Source organism: Micromonospora haikouensis, from assembly GCF_900091595.1.
In the GTDB taxonomy this organism is placed as follows: Bacteria; Actinomycetota; Actinomycetes; order Mycobacteriales; family Micromonosporaceae; genus Micromonospora; species Micromonospora haikouensis.
Genome location: NZ_FMCW01000034.1, coordinates 1 through 18,648, shown reverse-complemented (window position 1 = coordinate 18,648; position 18,648 = coordinate 1). Strand labels below are relative to the sequence as shown.

General features: G+C 76.0%; 16 protein-coding genes. 1 reads left to right on the top strand and 15 read right to left on the bottom strand.

Going from position 1 to position 18,648, the window contains the following annotated elements:
* Positions 1-63: 63 nt before the first annotated feature.
* From GA0070558_RS27575 to GA0070558_RS27515, 13 genes are all read right to left on the bottom strand, one after another.
* Entirely contained in the window at positions 64-669 is a 606-nt protein-coding gene (locus tag GA0070558_RS27575; protein WP_077939455.1) for an NUDIX domain-containing protein, read from the bottom strand.
* Complete coding sequence (pyrG, locus tag GA0070558_RS27570; protein ID WP_091284903.1) at positions 666-2,429, bottom strand: CTP synthase; 1,764 nt, start codon at positions 2,427-2,429, stop codon at positions 666-668. Before pyrG ends, GA0070558_RS27575 begins: the two co-directional genes overlap by 4 nt.
* Before the next feature lie 180 nt (positions 2,430-2,609).
* Positions 2,610-4,943, bottom strand: coding sequence for a hypothetical protein (locus GA0070558_RS27565; RefSeq protein ID WP_091285020.1), 2,334 nt, complete (start codon positions 4,941-4,943; stop codon positions 2,610-2,612).
* Positions 4,944-4,966: 23 nt separating this feature from the next.
* Positions 4,967-6,133 (bottom strand): glycosyltransferase family 4 protein, encoded by a 1,167-nt coding sequence (locus tag GA0070558_RS27560; protein ID WP_091285016.1) that lies wholly within the window; start codon positions 6,131-6,133, stop codon positions 4,967-4,969.
* 52 nt (positions 6,134-6,185) lie between these two features.
* Positions 6,186-7,883 carry a murein biosynthesis integral membrane protein MurJ gene (gene murJ, locus GA0070558_RS27555; protein ID WP_091284901.1) on the bottom strand — a complete coding sequence of 566 codons (1,698 nt, stop codon included), beginning with the start codon at positions 7,881-7,883 and terminating at the stop codon, positions 6,186-6,188.
* 92 nt (positions 7,884-7,975) lie between these two features.
* Complete coding sequence (locus GA0070558_RS27550) at positions 7,976-8,842, bottom strand: hypothetical protein (RefSeq protein WP_091285013.1); 867 nt, start codon at positions 8,840-8,842, stop codon at positions 7,976-7,978.
* 67 nt (positions 8,843-8,909) lie between these two features.
* On the bottom strand, positions 8,910-9,848 hold the full coding sequence (locus tag GA0070558_RS27545) for a copper transporter (RefSeq protein WP_091284899.1): 939 nt from the start codon (positions 9,846-9,848) through the stop codon (positions 8,910-8,912).
* A 28-nt stretch (positions 9,849-9,876) separates the two neighbouring features.
* On the bottom strand, positions 9,877-11,055 hold the full coding sequence (gene steA, locus GA0070558_RS27540; RefSeq protein ID WP_007075891.1) for a putative cytokinetic ring protein SteA: 1,179 nt from the start codon (positions 11,053-11,055) through the stop codon (positions 9,877-9,879).
* A gap of 119 nt (positions 11,056-11,174) precedes the next feature.
* Positions 11,175-12,932 (bottom strand): DNA repair protein RecN, encoded by a 1,758-nt coding sequence (gene recN, locus GA0070558_RS27535; protein ID WP_043968087.1) that lies wholly within the window; start codon positions 12,930-12,932, stop codon positions 11,175-11,177.
* A gap of 153 nt (positions 12,933-13,085) precedes the next feature.
* A complete protein-coding gene (locus GA0070558_RS27530) occupies positions 13,086-13,970 on the bottom strand; it encodes an NAD kinase (RefSeq protein WP_091284897.1) in 885 nt (294 codons plus the stop codon).
* Between the two features lie 106 nt (positions 13,971-14,076).
* Positions 14,077-14,937 carry a TlyA family RNA methyltransferase gene (locus GA0070558_RS27525; protein WP_091284895.1) on the bottom strand — a complete coding sequence of 287 codons (861 nt, stop codon included), beginning with the start codon at positions 14,935-14,937 and terminating at the stop codon, positions 14,077-14,079.
* Between the two features lie 19 nt (positions 14,938-14,956).
* Positions 14,957-15,211: a hypothetical protein gene (locus tag GA0070558_RS27520; RefSeq protein ID WP_091285010.1), complete on the bottom strand. Its 255-nt coding sequence runs from the start codon at positions 15,209-15,211 to the stop codon at positions 14,957-14,959.
* Positions 15,212-15,239: 28 nt separating this feature from the next.
* Entirely contained in the window at positions 15,240-15,782 is a 543-nt protein-coding gene (locus GA0070558_RS27515) for a phasin family protein (protein WP_091284893.1), read from the bottom strand.
* 112 nt (positions 15,783-15,894) lie between these two features.
* Here GA0070558_RS27515 and GA0070558_RS27510 point away from each other — a divergent pair, with 112 nt between their 5' ends.
* Positions 15,895-16,233 carry an SCP2 sterol-binding domain-containing protein gene (locus GA0070558_RS27510; RefSeq protein WP_091284892.1) on the top strand — a complete coding sequence of 113 codons (339 nt, stop codon included), beginning with the start codon at positions 15,895-15,897 and terminating at the stop codon, positions 16,231-16,233.
* An 84-nt stretch (positions 16,234-16,317) separates the two neighbouring features.
* Here GA0070558_RS27510 and GA0070558_RS27505 read toward each other — a convergent pair whose 3' ends face one another.
* Together GA0070558_RS27505 and GA0070558_RS27500 are read right to left on the bottom strand one after the other, a co-directional pair.
* Complete coding sequence (locus GA0070558_RS27505) at positions 16,318-17,337, bottom strand: HAD-IIA family hydrolase (RefSeq protein ID WP_091284890.1); 1,020 nt, start codon at positions 17,335-17,337, stop codon at positions 16,318-16,320.
* On the bottom strand, positions 17,334-18,221 hold the full coding sequence (locus GA0070558_RS27500; protein ID WP_439709644.1) for a Replicase polyprotein 1ab: 888 nt from the start codon (positions 18,219-18,221) through the stop codon (positions 17,334-17,336). Before GA0070558_RS27500 ends, GA0070558_RS27505 begins: the two co-directional genes overlap by 4 nt.
* Positions 18,222-18,648: the final 427 nt, after the last annotated feature.

The window sequence follows — 18,648 nt, the reverse complement described above, 5'->3', positions numbered from 1 at the left end:
CTTCCCGTCACGTTCCGTCCGCCGGCCGGCGCGGGCCACCGTCGGGCCGCCGGCCGGCTCGGCTCAGCGCGGCAGCGGCGCGTCCGGGCGGCGCAGCGCCGACCAGCCGACGTCCCGGACGCGGGCGGCGGCGAGCAGCCCCGCCACGGCGGAGGCGTTGGTGATCTCCCCGGCCAGCACCATCCGCACCGCCTCGTCGAGGTCGACCCGGACGACCTGGAGGTCGGCCTCCTCCTCGCTGCGTTCGTGGCGCTGCCCGGCCGGCACGTCGGCGAGGTCCCGGGCCAGGAACACCCGCACGACCTCGTTGGAGAAGCCGGGCGAGCTGTGCAGGTCGACCAGCACGTCGATGGTGCCGGCGGTGAGGTCGGCCTCCTCGGCCAGCTCCCGGGCCGCGGCGGCGGCCAGGTCCTCGCCGGAGACGTCCATCAGCCCGGCGGGCAGCTCCCACAGGTGCCGGCCGACCGGGTGCCGGTACTGGCGGATGAGGACCACCTGGCCGGCGTCGTCGAGGGCCACGACGGCGACCGCGCCGACGTGCCGGACGTAGTCGCGGGCGGCGGTGCCCCCGCCGGGCATGGTGACCTCGTCGGTGACCACGGAGAAGATCCGCCCGGCGTAGCGTTCCCGCCGGTCGGTCACCTCGTAGCGGTGCTCGACGGCGCTCACGACGCCGAGGCCGTCTCGCGCCCGGCGGCCGCGCCGCCGTTGTGCCCGGCCCTGCCCGCCGCCTCCGCCGCGCCGCCGAGGGCGTCCAGGTCGACCGGGAGCTGGTCGGCCTCGGAGTAGGCGACGGCGGCCTTCACGAACGCCGCGAACAGCGGGTGCGGCCGCGTCGGGCGGCTCTTCAGCTCGGGGTGCGCCTGGGTGGCCACGAAGAACGGGTGCAGGTCGCGGTCCAGCTCGACGAACTCGACGAGCCGGCCGTCCGGGGAGGTGCCGGAGATGTGCAGCCCCGCCTTGGTGAGCTGGTCGCGGTAGGCGTTGTTCACCTCGTACCGGTGCCGGTGCCGCTCGCTGACCTCGGTGGCGCCGTACGCCTCGGCGACGATCGACCCCCCGGCCAGCTTCGCCGGGTACGCGCCCAGCCGCATGGTGCCGCCCAGGTCGCCCCGGCCGGCGACGATGTCCTCCTGGTCGGCCATCGTGGCGATGACCGGGTGGGTGGCCTCCTCGTCGAACTCCAGGGAGTTGGCCCCGTGCAGGCCGGCCAGGTGCCGGGCCACCTCGATGGTCATGCACTGCAGGCCGAGGCAGAGGCCGAGCAGCGGTACGCCGTTCTCCCGGGCGTACCGGGCGGTGCCGATCTTGCCCTCGATGCCGCGTACGCCGAAGCCGCCGGGGATGACGATGCCGTCCACGCCGGCCAGGGCCGCCGCCGCGCCGGCCGGGGTGACGCAGTCGTCGCTGGGCACCCAGCGCAGCTGCACCCGGGCCCGGTGGCCGAACCCGGCGGCCCGGATCGCCTCGCTGACCGACAGGTACGCGTCGGGCAGGTCGACGTACTTGCCGACCACCGCCACGGTGACGGTGTGCCGGGGCTGGTGGACCCGGTCGAGCAGGTCGTCCCAGCTGGCCCAGTCCACGTCGCGGAAGGACAGGCCGAGGCGGCGCACCACGTACGCGTCGAGGCCCTCGCGGTGCAGCACCTTCGGGATGTCGTAGATGCTCGGGGCGTCGGGGGCGGCGACGACCGCCTCGGTGTCGACGTCGCAGTAGAGCGACAGCTTGACCTTGACCTTCTCCGGGATCTCCCGGTCGCAGCGCAGCACCAGCGCGTCGGGCTGGATGCCGATGCTGCGCAGCTGCGCCACCGAGTGCTGGGTGGGCTTGGTCTTCAGCTCGCCCGACGGGGCCAGGTAGGGCACCAGGGAGACGTGCAGGTAGAAGCAGTTGTCCCGGCCCAGGTCGTGGCGGACCTGGCGGATCGCCTCCAGGAACGGCAGCGACTCGATGTCGCCGACGGTGCCGCCGACCTCGGTGATCACCACGTCGGGGATCTGGCCCTCGGCGTCCGGGTCGGCCATGCCGAGGATGCGGGCCTTGATCTCGTTGGTGATGTGCGGGATCACCTGGACGGTGTCGCCCAGGTACTCGCCGCGCCGCTCCTTCGCGATCACGTCCGAGTAGATCTGGCCGGTGGTGACGTTCGCCTTGCCGGACAGGTCCCGGTCGAGGAAACGCTCGTAGTGCCCGACGTCGAGGTCGGTCTCGGCACCGTCCTCGGTGATGAAGACCTCGCCGTGCTGGAACGGGTTCATCGTCCCCGGGTCGACGTTGAGGTACGGGTCCAGCTTCTGCATCACCACGCGCAGCCCGCGGGCCGAGAGGAGGTTGCCGAGGCTGGAGGCGGTGAGGCCCTTACCCAACGAGGAGGCGACGCCCCCGGTGACGAAAATGTGCCTGGTCGTCCGTGCTGAAGGGGCCAAGGCCTGCTCCCGTGTCGTCCGTCGCGGTCGTGCAGACCGTCGTGCCGATCAGTGCCGAACAACCGGCCGTGCCGGCTGCGGGCCAAGTGATCACGCGATCCACGGGACTCCACGGTAACACCTCCCCTGGCCGGGTCCGCAGGCCGCACCCGAGGTCGCCCGGCCGGGCGGCGCACCAGGTCAGGCCGTCGCGACCCCCGTCGATGCGCGGGCGGCCCGCCCGGTGGCCCGGTCCGGCGCGTCCCCGCCGCCGCCGCCCGCGACCCCGTCGGCGGGGGGCGGGTCGGCGGGCGGCGACGCGGTCGCGTCGCCGGGCGACGTCTGCTCGCCGGCCCCGGTCCCGTCGTCGGCGTCGGGGCGGTCCGGGCCGCCCGGCGGGGCGACGCCGAGCCGGCCGTTGGCGGGGCCGCCGTCGCCCGGCTGGGTCCGGTCGGTGGAGTGGTCGAGCACCCGCAGCGCCGCGAGCGCCGCCATCGGCACCACCAGCGCGCCGGCGGCGCCGGCCACGTCGAGCGCGGAGCCGCCGAGCAGCCCGCCGAGGCCGGCGGCCACGCCCGTGCCGGCCATCGCGGCCCGCATCGCCGGGTAGATGCCGAACAGCCGCATCAGCCCGCCCCACGGTTGGAGCAGCGCGAACCAGACCAGCAGGGCACCGGCCAGGGCCAGCACCGTGAGCGGGCTGTTGACCAGGGTCTCGAAGTTGGCCGTGCTGGACCGGTGGACGGTCAGCCCGCCGGTGCCGTCGCCGAGGGCGGCCAGGAACCGGCCGAGGCTGCCCCGTTCGGTCGCCGGCCGGCGCAGGTCGACCACCGCGAATCCGATCATGACCGCGAGCCCCGCCATGCCCGCCCAGACCAGCCGGCTGACCGTCAGCCAGCCGCCGGTGCTGATCGCGGCGGCCACGCTCACCCCGGCCGTCAGCGCGATCGCGCCGATGGAGTCCGCGCCGAGGTAGGGGCTGCCGACCACCACCACGGCGGCCCCGCCGACGGCGACGACCACCATGGGCCGCCACCGGCGGTGGACCCGCTGGGCCAGCCAGCCGGCGCACAGCAGCGACCCGGCGGCGAACACGCCGAGCCCGACGGTGCCCAGGCCGGAGAACCGGCCGCCCTCCAGCGCCGAATAGCCGGTCACCCCGTTGAGCTGCAACCGGGCGCCGGTGAGCACGTCGGCGGCGACCACGAGGGTGGCCAGGCCGGCGACCGCGCCCAGCGGCCCGAGCGTCGCGTCGCGCCCGGGGGCGAACCGCACAGCGGCGGTCGCCCCGACCAGCAGCAGCACGGTGGTCGCGGCGAACCACCAGCCGGCGTGGTCGCCGCGCCACCACGGCACCACGTCAGCGAGCAGGGCCGCCGGCACCGCGAGGGCGGCGGCGATCAGCAGCAGTTCGACCACGGCCACCACCCGCCGGGGCACCGGTGCCGGGCCGACGGGCCCGGCGTGGCGGCGGGCGCGGCGCAGCAGCGGCAGCACCGCCACGGCCAGCAGCACCTGCGCGCCGGCGAGCAGGGCGAAGAACCAGCCGGCGACCCGCCGCTGGGCGGCGGCCTCCCGGTCGGCGTCGGCCGGCGCGGCGATCGCGGTGGGCAGGTCCGCCGGGCGGCCGCCGACGGAGAGGGCGGGTCGGCCGATGAACAGCCGTTCCGGCATCGGCCGGCCCAGCGCGGCGAGCGCCGTCGGCGCGAGGTCGACCAGTTGCAGGTATCCCTCCCGGCCGGTGGTCGGCGAGGTGAGCCAGCCCCGTTCCCAGCCCGGCCCGTCGGCGACGGCGACGTGCAGCCGCGACGGCAGGTCGGTGTCGGAGATCCCGGCGACCAGCACCAGGGAGCGCGGGGGCCGGCCGGCGAGGACCCGGGCCAGGTCGGCGTCGGCCCGGCGGGCCTGCTCGGCCCGGGCCGCCCGGTCGTCGCCGGCGACGGTGCCGAGGTCGACGACGCTCAGCACGCAGGAGCCGAGCAGCGGGGCCGGGTCGTCGGGCAGCGCCGCAGCGTACCGGTCGACGCGGCCGAACGGGCGGGCGGCGGCCACCGCCGCGCCGGGGCCGACGGCGACCGAGCAGCGCAGCGACTCCGCCAGCGCCCCGGGCACCGCGCCCCAGGGCAGGCGCTGCTGGTTGTGTTGCACGACGCTCTCCTGGTCGGGCAGGTTCGCGCCGATGCCGTCGGGCTGCTCGACCGTCACCCCGGCCGGCGGGCACACGCCGCCGCCCCGGCTGCCGTTCCAGGCGGCGAAGTTGCCGGCGCCCAGGGTCAGCCAACCGTCGACGGGGCAGGTGGGCCGGTGGGCGGAACGCACCGACAGGGAGCCGATCGAGCCCTGCTGGGCCATCCGCCACAGCGTCGGGGTGGTCTGCGGGTCGACGTCGTCCCAGCGCAGGCCGGCCACCCCGACGAGCACCACGAAGTCGGCGGTGCGCCGGGGCGTCTCGGTGGCGGGCCGGGCGGCGAGGGCCGTCACCCCCAGCACCACGACGAGCAGGGTCAGCAGGACCGGCGGCAGCCTGCGCAGCAGCACCGGCTTCAGTGCGCGCAGCATCACCGGCGTCCCGTCGACGGGGCGTCCGCGCCGGGGGCGGCCGGGCCGCTGGTGTCGCCGGTCAGCTCCGCGTAGAGCGCGGCCAACTGGGCGACGGTGTCCGCCTCGGTGGGCCACGTCGCCGCCCGCGCGGCACCGCGACGGCCCAGCTCGGCCCGCCGGTCGTCGTCGTCGAGCAGCGCGCGCACGGCCGCGTCGACCGCGTCGACGTCGCCCGGGGGCACCAGCACCGCGGCGTCGCCGACCAGTTCCGGCAGGCCGCCGACGGCGGTCGCCACCAGCGGTACGCCGGCCCGCAGCGCCTCCTGCGCGAACAACTGGCGGGCCTCCCAGTCGCTGGTCACCACGGCCAGGTCGGCGCCGGCGAGCAGGTCGGCCACGTCGGTGCGGTGCCCGAGCAGGGTGACCGGGGCCCGGGCGGCGGAGATCCGGGCGGCGAGGGGCAGGTACGCCGGGCCGCTGCCGGCGATCACCACCACCGGCGGCGGGGTCCGGCCGCGCCACCGGGCGGCGGCGTCGACCAGCACGTCGTACCGCTTCTGGGGGTGCAGCCGGCCCACGGAGAGGATCAGCGGTTGGCCGGCGGCGACCGCGAACTCGGCGCGGACGGCGGACCGGCGGCGACGCGGCGCGGGCAGCGCCGGCGCGGCGACCGGGGCCAGCCGGGCGTCGGCGGCGCCGAGGGCGGCGGCGCGCTCGACCAGGTCTGCGCTGGCGCCGAGGGCGACCCGGGTGCCCCGGGCGACGACCCGTTCGGCCAGCCGGGACAGCCCGCCGCGCAACCCCCGGGCGAGCACCGCGTTGTGCCAGGTGACCACGACCGGGGCCGCCGGCCGGGCCAGGACGGCGACGAGCCCGGCGCGCAGCCCGTGCGCGTGCACGACCGCGACCGGTTCGGCGGCCAGCGCGCGGCGCAGCGCGGCCACGGCCCGGGCGTCGGCGGGAGTCGGGCTGACCGGGATCTCGACGGGCTGGAAGCGGGCCCCGACGCCGGTGAAGTCGAACTGGTCCTCGGTGGCGGCGGGCCCGCAGACCAGCACGGTGCGGCCCGCCGCGGCGAGGCCCCGGGCGACGGAACGGACGTGTTGGCCGACGCCGCCGGTGCTGGAAGCGAGCAACAGCGCCACGGTGCCGTGCTGCCCGGGTGCCGGTGTCGCGCCCGTCACCGCGACCACCTCCGGTCCACCGCCACCCCCGGTCGGCCGCCCGTCGTCCCGCTCACCCGGACACCGTCTCCTTCCCGTCGCCCCGTTCCGGACCGACCACGTCGCGCTGCCGGGGCCCACCGGAACGCCCGCCGCGCCGCAGCGCACCGGGCAACCGGCGACCCACGGCGGCGAGCAGCGGCCGCACGTCCCGCCGGTCGGCCAGGTACGCCACGGCGAGGAACACGACCCCGACCACGGCTGCAGACAGCATGCCCTGCACGAGGGCCGCGAGTGTCGTCGGGGTGCCGGCCCCGCGCCCGGCCAGGGCATGCGCGGTGGCCGCCCCGGCGAGCGCCGCGAGCGCCCCGCCGAGCAGCCCCGCCGCTCCCGCGCGGGCCGCCCCGGCCAGCGCGGCGGGCCCCGCCGCGCGGCGCGCCGCGACGACCAGCAGGACGCCGAGCAGCAGCATGCCGGCGGAGTTGGCCAGGGTCACCGCGAGCACCCGGTCGGCGCGGGGCAGCAGCGCGGCGAGGGGGACGACGGCCAGCGGCACCGCCAGCCAGCCGACGGTGACGGCCACGGTGGCCGGCCGGGTGTCGCCGCGGGCGTAGAGGGCGCGGGAGAGCACCGCGAACAGCCCGTAGCCGAGCAGGCCGGGGGCGAAGCCGGCGATCGCGGCGGCCACCGGGGCCGGGTCGGCCGGACGGAAGAAGGCGGCGACCGGGGCGGCGGTGCCGGCGAGGGCCGCCGCGCCGAGGCAGCTGAACAGCAGCACCCCCCGGGTGGTGGTGGCGAGGGTGTCCCGGTACGCCGGTTCGTCGCCGGCCGCCGACGCCGCCGCCAGGGTCGGGTACGCGGCGACCGCGAGCGGCACGGCGAGCACCGCCCAGGGCAGCAGGTACATCGTCTGGGCCAGGTTGAACGCCTGGACGGAACCGGTCGGGCCCCCGGAGGCGCTCTTGACGACCAGCGCGAGGGCGATCTGCTGGGCGGCCACCGTGACCGCCCCGGCCGCCGCGAGCCCGCCGACCCGGGCCCGGGCGTCGGCGTCGAACGCGTACCCGAAGCGCAGCCGCAGGCCGAGGCGGCGCAGCGGAATCAGCAGCGACAGCGACAGCACGACCACGCCGAGGGTGGTGCCGCCGCTCAGGACCAGCTCCCCGCCCCGGCTCACCCCGGCGACGGTGGCCCCCCGTCCCTCGACGCCGCCGAAGGTCAGGTAGACCACGATCACGGTGAGGCTGGACAGCAGCGGGGCGATGACGGGCCAGGCGAAGCGGCGGTGCGCCTGGAGCACCCCGGTGAGCACGATGCCGATGCCGTAGAGCGGCAGCTGGGGGGCGAAGACCCGCAGCATGCGCGCCCCGGCGGCCAGCTCGGCGGGGCTGCGGCCGGAGCTGAGCGCCTCGACGATCGGCCCGGCCAGCAGCGCCACCAGCGCCGCGAGGGGCACCAGCAGGGTCAGCGTCCAGGTCAGCAGGGCGCCGGTGGTCGCGCCGACGGCCCGCCGGTCGCCCGCCGCGACCGGGCCGGCCAGCAGCGGCACCACCAGGCTCGCCAGTGCCCCGCCGGCCACGATCTCGAAGATGATGTTCGGCGCGATGTTGGCGACCACGTACATGTCACCGAGGTCGCTGAAGTCCAGTGTCCAGGTGAACACCATCGTCCGGCCGAAGCCGGCGAGCCGGCTGACCACGGTGAGCACCGCGATGAGGGCCGCCGCCCCGGCCACCCGGCCGGCGCCGGCGAGGGGTGCCGGGTTCTTCACGTCAGCAGGGGGCCTTCCCGTCGGTCGCGGCGGCCCGCACGTCGGCCGTTCGCCGCGCCGGCGTTGCCGGGCTCATGGGCACCGGGCGCACGTCAGTCGGTGCGCCGGCCCAGCGCGTCCAGCTCGCGCAGGCCCGGAGTGGCCTGGATGACCTGGGTGAAGCTGACCTTCTCGCTGGCGGCGGTGAGCCCGGCGAGCACGGCGAGCAGGCCGGCCCGGCCCAGCGGCCCGGTGCGGGCGGCGAGAGCCACCCCGAGCACCGCGCCGATCGCGTTGGCGCCGCCGTCGCCGACCATCACCTGCTCGTCGAGGTCGTCGGCGAGCAGGCCGGCGGCGGCGCCCACCGCCCCGGCGGCGATCCCACCGTGCGGGCCCCCGGTCAGCGGCGCGCCGAGCAGCAGCGCGGACTTCAGCGCCCGCCCCGGCCGCAGGTCGAGCAGGTTGAGCAGGTTGGCGGTGCCGGCGATCACCCCGGCGCCGAGGAGCACGTCGGCGGTGCGACCCACCGCGCCGTGCCGCTGGCGGCGGGGGTGGGCGGAGACGGCCCGGTCGGCGGCGAGCAGCGCCGACGCGGCCAGCCCTGTCGCGCCCACCCCGACGATCTTGACGAGCCCGGCGGTGACCCGGCCCTCACGCAGGGCGGCGAGGTGCCCGGCGAAGCCCTTGGCGGCCTTCTGCTCGGGTCGGGCGCCCACCACGTCGTCGTAGACCCCGACCGCTCCCCCGCCCACGCCGGCCACCAGCGCGGCGGCGCCGGCGGGGGCGCTGGACGCGCCGAACGCCCCGGCCGCGGCGGCACCGGCGGCGAGCGCCGGCCCGGCGGCGAGGGTGACGGTGCGGCCCCGGAAGTTGGTGCGCTCCAGCGCCGGGGCGGCCGGCGAGGTGCGCACCTCGCGCAGCGCGTACCGGGCGGCGGCGGCGCCGGCCCCGACGATCAGCAGGCGTCCCAGCAGGCTCACGCGGTCACCCCGTTCGGTACGCCGCACGCACGGCGGGAAGGATCGGACACCCGGGTACGTCGTTCGCTCACTGGGGCAGTCTAGGCAGCAGCGCGGACGCGTTGTCGCCCACGCCGTACTGGCCCGCCTTCTTCTCCACGAGCTGCTGCACCAGGGCGAGCGTGGTGACCAGCTGCCCCTGGGTGGTGTTGGCGTCGTCGACGGTGGAGATGGTCTGCGACAGCACCGGGTCACCCCGGACGACCGCGACGACGTTGCCGCCGGCCGAGCCGTTGCCGGCCACCACGATCGCCCCCGTCCGGTCGAACTGCTCGGCGACCTTGACCACCGACTCGTCCTTCTTGGCGGAGTCCTTGTCCACGTACGGCTGACCGCTGACCAGCACCACCGCCTCGGCGGGCCCGGTCACCTTCTCGTCGGTCGTCAGGTAACCGGCGTTGCTGTACGACGCCAGCACCGCCCGGCGGTCGGCCTCGGTGGCCGGGGCCTCGCCGTCGGCGCGGTCCAGCAGCACGCTGGCCAGCAGGGCGCTGGACGTCTCCACCCCGTGCCCGTTGCCGGGCAGCCCCGAGGCGGGGGCGCTCGGCCGGGCGGCGGTCACGGCCAGCTCCATCAGGTTGTTGTTGTTGTCCGGGTTGATGAACTTGTCCTGCAGGTCGACCCGGCCGGTGACCTGGGCGCCGCCGACCTGGAGCATCTTGAGCACGCCCTCGGTGTGCTCGCGCCCGCTGGGCAGGGTGAGCAGCAGCACGCGGCGCCCGGTGAGCTTGCCCGGCAGGACGACCTGGGCGATCTCGGCGGCGAACTGCTCCTCCAGCTCGATCTCCTTCTGCATGTTGTTGACCGCCTGGCGCATCTGCTGGTTGTCCTTGCTCAGCCCGTTGACCCGCTCCTTGAGCGAGTCGGCGACCGGGCCGTTGAGGGCGGCCGTGCCGACGACCAGGCCGATGGCCAACGCCAGGAAGACCGCGGTCAGGGACACCACGTGGTAGCGGAAGTTGATCACGCTTGCAGCCTCTTGATCGGTCGGGGAGCTAGAAGAGCTGGCCGAGCTGGAACACGAAATTGTTCCACCATTCACTGACCACGCCCAGGTACGCCTTGCCGACGGTGGAGACCGCGACGGCCGAGGCCATCGCCGCCACCGCCGACAGGACCAGCAGCAGCAGCGACGAACCGGAGATGCTCTGCCGGTAGAGCCGGCTCACGCCCTTGGCGTCCACCAGCTTCCCGCCGACCTTGAGCCGGGTGAGGAACGTCGAGGCCATCCCGCCCCGGCCCTTGTCCAGGAACTCGACCAGCGTGGCGTGCGTGCCCACCGCCACCAGCAGCGAGGCGCCCTTCTCGTCGGCCAGCAACATCGCCAGGTCCTCGCTGGTGGCCGCCGCCGGGAAGGTGATCGCCTCGACGCCCAGCCCGGTGACCCGGGGCAGCCCCGGGGCCCGGCCGTCGGGGTAGGCATGCACGATCACCTCGGCGCCGCAGCGCAGCACGTCGTCGGTCACCGAGTCCATGTCACCGATGATCATGTCAGGGGTGTAGCCGGCCTCGACCAGCGCGTCCGCCCCACCGTCCACGCCGATCAGCACCGGCTTGAACTCCCGGATGTACGGTCGCAGCACGTCCAGGTCGGCCTTGTAGTCGTAGCCACGGACCACGATCAGGCAGTGCCGACCCTGGATCTGGGTCTGGATCTCCGGCACGCCCACGCCGTCGAGGAGCAGGTCGCGCTCCTGCTTGAGATAGTCCATCGTGTTGGCGGCGAACGCCTCCAACTGCACCGACAGCCCCTCGCGGGCGTCGGCCATCGCCTTGGCCACCGACTCGGCGTCCTGCAACGCGCCGTGCGCGACCGGCTCGCCGCCGACGAACACCGTGTTGCCCTCGATCCGGACGGTGTCGCCCTCCCGGACCCGCTCGAAGATCCCCTCGCCCAGGTCGTCCAGGAGCGGGATGCCGGCGGTCACCAGCACCTCCGGCCCGAGGTTCGGATAACGGCCGGAGACCGACGGCTTCGCGTTGAGGACGGCGGCGACACCGACCGCCACCAGCGAATCGGCCGCCACCCGGTCCAGGTCGACGTGGTCGATGACCGCGATATCGCCCGGACGCAGCCGGCCGACCAGGCGCTTCGTCCGGCGGTCGAGGCGCGCGGTGCCGAGGACTGTGTCCGGCTCGGTGTTACGGGTCCGGCGCAACGTGGGTAGACGCATCGTGACCATCCTGGCATGTGAGGCAGGCTTTTCTGTCGCGACATGCCTGAGCAGGGCCGCCTACCCAGGGAAGCACACCGGAGCGCGCCACGGTGTGCGCGCGCTCACAATACCCGCCGTCACGGCCGCCTTTCGCGCGCCGCCACGGCCAACAGCTCCTCGGCGTGAGCGATACCCAGATCCGAATCCGGCAAACCCGCCAGCATCCGGGCCAGCTCCCGGGCCCGCTCGGTGTCCTCCACCACCCGCACGCCGCTGGTGGTCACCGCGCCACCCGTGTCCTTCGCCACCACCAGGTGCCGGTCGGCGAACGCCGCCACCTGCGGCAGGTGGGTGACCACCAGCACCTGGTGGCTGCGGGCCAGCCGGGCCAACCGCCGGCCGATCTCCACCGCCGCCTGGCCGCCCACGCCCGCGTCGACCTCGTCGAAGACCAGCGTCGGCGGGCCACCCGAGCCCGCGAACACCACCTCGATGGCAAGCATCACCCGGGACAGCTCACCGCCGGACGCGCCCCGCTGCAACGGCAGCGACGGGGCCCCCGGGTGCGCCAACAGCCGCAGCTCCACCTCGTCGCCGCCGTCCGGGCCGACGCCCACCTCCACGCCGTTGACCGCCAGGCTCGGCTCCGACCTGCCCGCCGGCCGGGGCAGCACCGCCACCTCGATGCGGGCGTGCGGCATCGCCAACCCGGCCAGCTCGACCGTCACCTGCTCGGCGAACCGGGACGCCGCCTCCTGCCGGGACGCCGACACCCGCCCCGCCAGCTCGGCCACCTCACCGGCCAGCCGGGCGGCCTCCCGGTCCAGCTCGTCCAGCACGTCGTCGGAGGTGTCCAGATCGGACAGCCGCGTCCGCGCCCGCTCCGCCCACGCCACCACCCCGTCGACGTCGTCGGCGTACTTACGGGTCAACGCCCGCAGCGCCGCCCGCCGCTCGTAGACGACCTGCAACCGGGCCGGGTCCGCGTCCAACGCCGCCAGATACGTCGACAGCTCCGCCGACACGTCCGCGACCAGCGTCGCCGCCTCCTCCAACCGGGCCGCCAGGTCACCCAGCGCCGGATCGGTGCCCGCCTGGGCCTCCAGGGTGCGCCGGGCCAGCCCCAGCAGCGCCGTGGCGTCCGGCGTCTCGTCGGTCGGCTCGGTGCCGCCCGCGACGCACTGGTGCGCCGTCTGCGCCGCCGTACGCAGCCCCTCCGCGTGCTCCAGGCGCTGCGCCTCGGCCCGCAACTCGTCGTCCTCGCCCGGCTGCGGATCCACCCGGCTGATCTCGTCGAGCCCCAGCCGGAGCAGGTCCGCCTCCTGGTGGCGCGCCCGGGCGTTGCGCCGCCGGTCGGCCAGGTCGTCGACCACCGCCCGCCACCGGGCGTACGCCTCCCGCAGCGCGTCGAGGAGCTTCTCGTGCTCCGGGCCGGCGAACCGGTCCAGCGCGGCCCGCTGCTCGGCCGGCCGCAGCAGGCGCAACTGGTCGGACTGGCCGTGCACCGCCACCACCTGCTCGCCGACCTCGCCGAGCATCGCCACCGGCATGCCGCGCCCGCCCAGGTGCGCCCGCGAGCGACCCTCCACGGTGACCGTGCGGCTCAGCAGCAGCGAACCGTCGTCGTCAGGCTCCCCGCCGGCGTCGGTGACCCGGGCGTGCACGGCGGCGGCCACCCGGCCACCGAGCCGCAGCCGCCCCTCGACCACCGCCCGACCCGGCTGGGCCCGCACCCGGCCCGCGTCGGCCCGGCCGCCGAAGAGCAGGCCGAGGCCGGTCACCACCATCGTCTTGCCCGCACCGGTCTCGCCGGTGATGACGTTCATCCCGCCGGCCAACGGCAGCGTGGTGTCCTCGATGACGCCCAGTCCGGTGATGCGCAGCTCTTCCAGCACAGCACCCGACAGTAGACGCGGGCCCTGACAGTTGACCAGCCGGCACGGCCGGGACGCGGTGACCGCCCGCCGGCGGCCGCCCCCGTCACCTCCGCCGGAACCCCGGCCGACCAGCGGTCGACCCGCGCCGCCGGGCCGCCCCGGAGACGTCGCTCACCTGCGGTTGCCCCGCCAGCCGTGCACCGGCAACCCGAACTTCGCCACCAGTCGGTCGGTGAACGACCGGGTCCGCAGCCGCACCACCCGCACCGGCAGCGCGCCCCGCCGCACCGTCACCTGCGCCCCGGGCGGCAGGTCGTAGACGCGCCGGCCGTCGCAACACAGCACCGCGAGGGTGGTGAACGGGTCCACCGTGATCGAGAACGTCGACGTGGGCGCGGTCACCAACGGCCGGCTGAACAGCGCGTGCGCGCTGATCGGGACCAGCAGCAGGGCCTCCACCTCCGGCCAGACCACCGGCCCGCCGCCCGAGAACGCGTACGCCGTCGAGCCCGTGGGGGTCGCGCAGACCACGCCGTCGCAGCCGTACCGCGACAGCGGCCGGCCGTCCACGTCGACCAGCAGCTCCAGCATCTGGGCCCGCTCGCCCTTCTCGACGCTGATCTCGTTGAGCGCCCAGGACTCGATCGTCGGGCCACCGTCGAACTGCGCCGTCACGTCGAGGGTGAGCCGCTCGTCCACCGTGTAGTTGCGGTCCACCACGTCGCGCACCGCCACGTCCAGGTCGTCGATCTCCGCCTCGGCGAGGAAGCCGACCTTGCCCAGGTTGATGCCGAGCAGCGGCACCTTCGCCGGCCGGGCCAGCTCCGCCGCGCGCAGGAACGTGCCGTCCCCACCCAGGGCGAAGACGATCTCGGCCCCCTCGGCGGCCTCCGGCCCCGCCACCGGCACCACGCCCGGCAGGTCCAGGTCGTCGGCCTCCTCGGCCACCACCCGCACCTCGAACCCCGCGGCGATCAGGTCCGCCGCGACCGCCCGCGCGTGCTCCGTGCTGCGACGCCGGCCGGTGTGCGTCACCAGCAGCGCGGTACGACTCAACGGATCCACCTTCCGTTCGCGACTGCGGGGCTCGCCAGCTCACTCCTCGCGCTCACCCCGCCGCCTCCGTTCGCGACTGCGGGGCTCGCCAGCTCACTCCTCGCGCTCACCCTGCCACCTCCTCCGGGGCCGCGTCCGGCGCGTCACCGGACAGGCTCGCGCCCTGCGGGCCGGCCGCCACGACGGCCCGCACCCGCTCCGGGTCGGCCGCCGGCGCGCCCCGGCGTAACCATACGAAGAACTCGACGTTGCCGCTGGGCCCCGGCAGCGGGCTGGCGGTCACCCCGGCAAGCCCCAGCCCGAGCAGGGCTGCCGCCGCCGACACGGCCAGGACCGCCTCGGCGCGCAGCGCCGGATCGCGCACGACCCCGCCCGCGCCGACGCGTTCCCTGCCGACCTCGAACTGGGGCTTCACCATCAACGCCAGGTCGCCGTCGGCCCGGGTGCAGGCGGCCAGCGCCGGCAGCACCAACCGCAGCGAGATGAACGACAGGTCCGCCACCGTCAGGTCGACCTCCCCGCCGATCGCCTCCGGGGTCAGCGTGCGGACGTTGGTCCGCTCGAACACCCGTACCCGGTCGTCGGTGCGCAGCGCCCACGCGAGCTGCCCGTAGCCGACGTCCACGGCGACGACCTCGGCCGCGTCGGCGCGCAGCAGGACGTCGGTGAAGCCGCCGGTCGACGCGCCGGCGTCGAGGCAGCGCCGGCCCGCCACCCGCAGCCCGTCCGGGGTGAACGCGGCCAGCGCGCCGGCCAGCTTGTGGCCGCCCCGGGAGACGTACTCCGAGGTGGGGTCGGCACCGGTGACCAGCAGCGGATCGGCGGGGTCGACCAGCGCGGCGGCCTTGCGGGCCGGCACCCCGCGCAGCTGGACCCGGCCGGCCTCGACCAGCGCGGCGGCCTGCTCACGGGACCGGGCCAGACCGCGACGGACGAGTTCGGCGTCGAGCCGGTTGCGACGTGCCATGGGGTGGATCTCCGGTCGGTCAGGCCTGGTCGATGGTGGCGAGGGTTTCCCGCAGCGTCTGGTACGCGGCCTCGTACTGCGGGATCTGGTCGGCCGGGGAGAGCGACGCGGCGTTCGCCATCGCCTGCACCGCGGCGTCCACGGCCGGATGCCGGGCGTCGCCGTCGCCGTCGTCGGCGTCGGTCACCGGACGAGGTGGCGGGCCCGGCCGGGGCCCCGGCGGCGGCGCGGGCCGGCCGCCGGGCGGTGGGCCCGGCCGGAACGGCCCGCTCACCGCCGGTTCCGACCCGGCACGGGCACCCTCACGCCGCACCGCCCGGCTGCTGCTTGCGGGCCGGCGCCTTCTTCGCCGGGCGGGCCGGTTCCGGCGCCCCTGCCTCCGACTCGGTGCGACTCACCGTGGCGGGTGCCTTCTTGGCGACGGCCTTCTTGGCGACGGCTTTCTTCGCGACCGCCTTCTTCGCCACGGGGGCAGGCGACGCGGACGGCTCCGCCGCAGGCGGCTGGGGGGCCGACGTCTGCGGGGCGGCTTCGGCGGGGCCGGTCCGGGCCTCCCGTAGCTGGCGTTCCAGCTCGTGCACCCGGCGGGTCAGCTCGGCAACCTCGTCGGCGGTGGCCAGCCCGACCGCGCCGAGCGCGCGGTCGACCTCGAAGCGCACCAGCTTCGTCAGCGCCTCCCGGTTGGCCGCGCCGGTCGAGACCAGTTCCTCGGCGAGGGCCTGGAGTTGGGTCGCCGTCGCCTCGCCGGAGCCGACGACCCGACGCACCACGTCCTGTGCCTTCTTCCGGGGCGCCTCCGTCAGGCCCATGGCCAGTCCGAGGTAGGCGCGCCACGCGTCCTGCATGCCTGAGTCCTTCCGCGGGGTGGGGGTTGCGGGTCTCACGCTACCGGGCGCCGTGGGACGCCCATTGCGGTACGGTGCCGGGAAACGGACGTGGCGTGCGTGAGGAGACAAAGTGGCCAGCGTGGACGAGTGCCGGCAGGCGTTGCAGGATCTGGCCGCCCGGCTGGACCGCAACGCCGACGCCGTGCGGGAGCGGGTCGACCTGGACCGCACCCTGGCCTGCCGGGTGACCGACCTGGACACCGCCTTCCACGGCCGGCTCGCCGACGGGCGGCTGCTCGACCTGACCGACGGCGACGACCCCAAGGCGAAGATCGCACTGAGCACCAGCAGCGACGACCTGCTCGCCCTCGTGCGCGGCCAGCTCGACGTGACCAAGGCGATCGCGTCCCGCCGGGTGTCGATCAAGGCGAACCCGTTCGACCTCATGAAGCTCCGCAAGCTGCTCTGACGGCCCCGATACGGGCGCAGCCCGCGCCACCGGACCCGGAACGACCGGGGTCGGCGGCGCGGGCTGCGCCCGTCGCTCGGTGGGTCAGTCGGCCAGGCCGAGGGCGGCCAGGGCGGCCTCGGCCTCCGGCGTAGCCGCCCGTACCCGCGTGCCCGCGCCGGTCGTCCAGGCGACGGCACAGAGCGCGGCGAGGGCGTCCAGCGGCCGGCCGGCACCGGCCAGCTCCAGGCCATCTTCGGTCGCGCGCGCCGACCAACCGCCCGTCCCGGCGGCACCCGGCACCCGGACCACCGCCGCCGGGTCGAACAGCCCGGCGAGGTCGACCGAGACGTACGTCGGCCGGCGCGCCGCCGGGGCGGCAAGCAGTTCGGGTACGTCGCTGACACCGGTCAGCACGAGCAGGCTGTCCAGGCCGGCCCGCCGGGCGCCCTCGATGTCGGTGTCGAGCCGGTCGCCCACCACGAGGGTGCGCCCCTGCCCCGCCCGACGGGCAGCGGTGGCGAACAGCGCCGGCTCGGGCTTGCCCACGACCACGTCGGGCTCACGGTCCAGCGCGGTCCGCAGCACGGCCACCAGCGACCCGTTGCCCGGCAGCGGTCCCCGCCCGCTGGGCAGGGTCCGGTCGGTGTTCGTGGCGATCCACTGTGCCCCGGCCCGCACGGCCAGGGACGCCTCGGCCAGGTCCGCCCAGCCGACCTGCGGGCCGTACCCCTGCACGACGGCGACGGGGGACTCGTCGACGCGGGACACCGGGCGCAGCCCGGCGGCGGTGATCTCGGCGCGCAGCGCCTCCGCCCCCACCACCAGGACCGGCGAGCCGGCGGGCAGCCGCTCCGCCAGCAGCTCGGCGGAGGCGCCCGCCGAGGTGAGCACCTCCTCCGCTGCGGCGGGCACACCCATCCCGGTGAGCAGGTCGGCGACCTCGCTGGCCCGCCGCGACGCGTTGTTCGTGGCGTACGCGACCGCCCGCCCCTCGGCGTGCAGCCGTCCCACCGCCTCGACCGCGCCGGGGATCGGCTGGTCGATCAGGTAGATGACCCCGTCCAGGTCGAAGACGACCAGCGAGTATCCGTCGACCAGCCGGTCCCCGGTGTCCGTCGTCACCGCAGATCCGCGCCCGGCTCGGGCGAAGCCGCGGACTCCGCGCCCCGCTCGGTCTCCACCGGTGCCGACCCGGTCCGGTCCGCAGCCGCCCGGGCCGCGCCGTCCTCGTCGTCGTCGATGTCCTCGTCGTCCTCATCGGCGTCGGCGCCGTCTTCGTCGTCCTCGTCGAAGTCGTCGTCTTCGTCGTGTTCGTCTTCAGCGTCGTCTTCGTCCTCGGCGGCGTCGGCGTCCGCACCGCCGGTGAGGTCGGCATCCGGCTCGTCGTCCACGTCGTCGCCCTCGATCAGCACCCCGTCGAGTTCGAGCAGCCGCTCGGCGGCGTCCGTCTCGCCCTCGGCGTCGATGTCGGCCGCCCGGGAGAACCACTCCCGGGCCTCCTCGCGGCGGCCCACGGCGAGCAGCGCGTCGGCGTACGCGTACCGGAGCCGGGCGGCCCACGGCTCGGCCTCATCGTTGGTCAGCTCCCGGACCTGGAGCATGGCCACGGCCGCATCCTTCTGGCCGAGGTCACCCCGGGCCCCGGCGGCGACGATCAGCAGCTCGATCGCGACGGCCTGGTCGAGCTTCTCCCGGTCGGCACCCCGGAACAGGTCGATCGCCCGCTCCGGGCGCCCGAGCGCCCGCTCGCAGTCGGCGAGCACGGCCAGATGGCTCTGCAAGCCGGTCATCCGGTGGTACGTGCGCAGCTCGGCGAGCGCCGTCTGCCACTCCCCCGCGTGGTACGCGGCCAACCCGACCGCCTCGCGCACCGCCGAGATGCGCGACGCGAGCCGACGCGCGGCGAGCGCGTGCGCCAGCGCCTCCGCCGGGTCCTCATCGATCAGCTGGCCGGTCGCGACGAGGTGCCGGGCGACGGTGTCCGCCACCGGCTTGGCCAGCGACAGCAACTCCGCGCGGACGGCCTGGTCCAGGTCGGACGCGACGATCTCGTCGGGCAGCGCCGGGGCGGCAGCCCCCGACTGCTCGCCACGGTCACGCCGGTCGTCCCGGCGGTCGCGCGACGCGTCCCCGCCGCCGTAGCCGCCGTCCCGGCGTCGGTCCTCGAATCCCGGCCGGTCGTCCCGGCGCGGGCGGTCGCCGTGACCGCCGGTCCGCTCGCCGCCGCGGAAACCGCCCTCACGGCGGTCGCCGCTGCGGAAGGTGCCCTCACGGTCGCCGCCGCGGAAGCCGCGCTCGCGGGTCTCCCCGTCGCGGCGGAAGCCACCCTCGCGCGGGCCACCCTCGCGACGGTCACCGCCACGGAACCCGCCCTGGCGGGCATCACCGTCACGACGGAAACCACCCTCGGAACGGTCCCCACCGCGGAAGCCA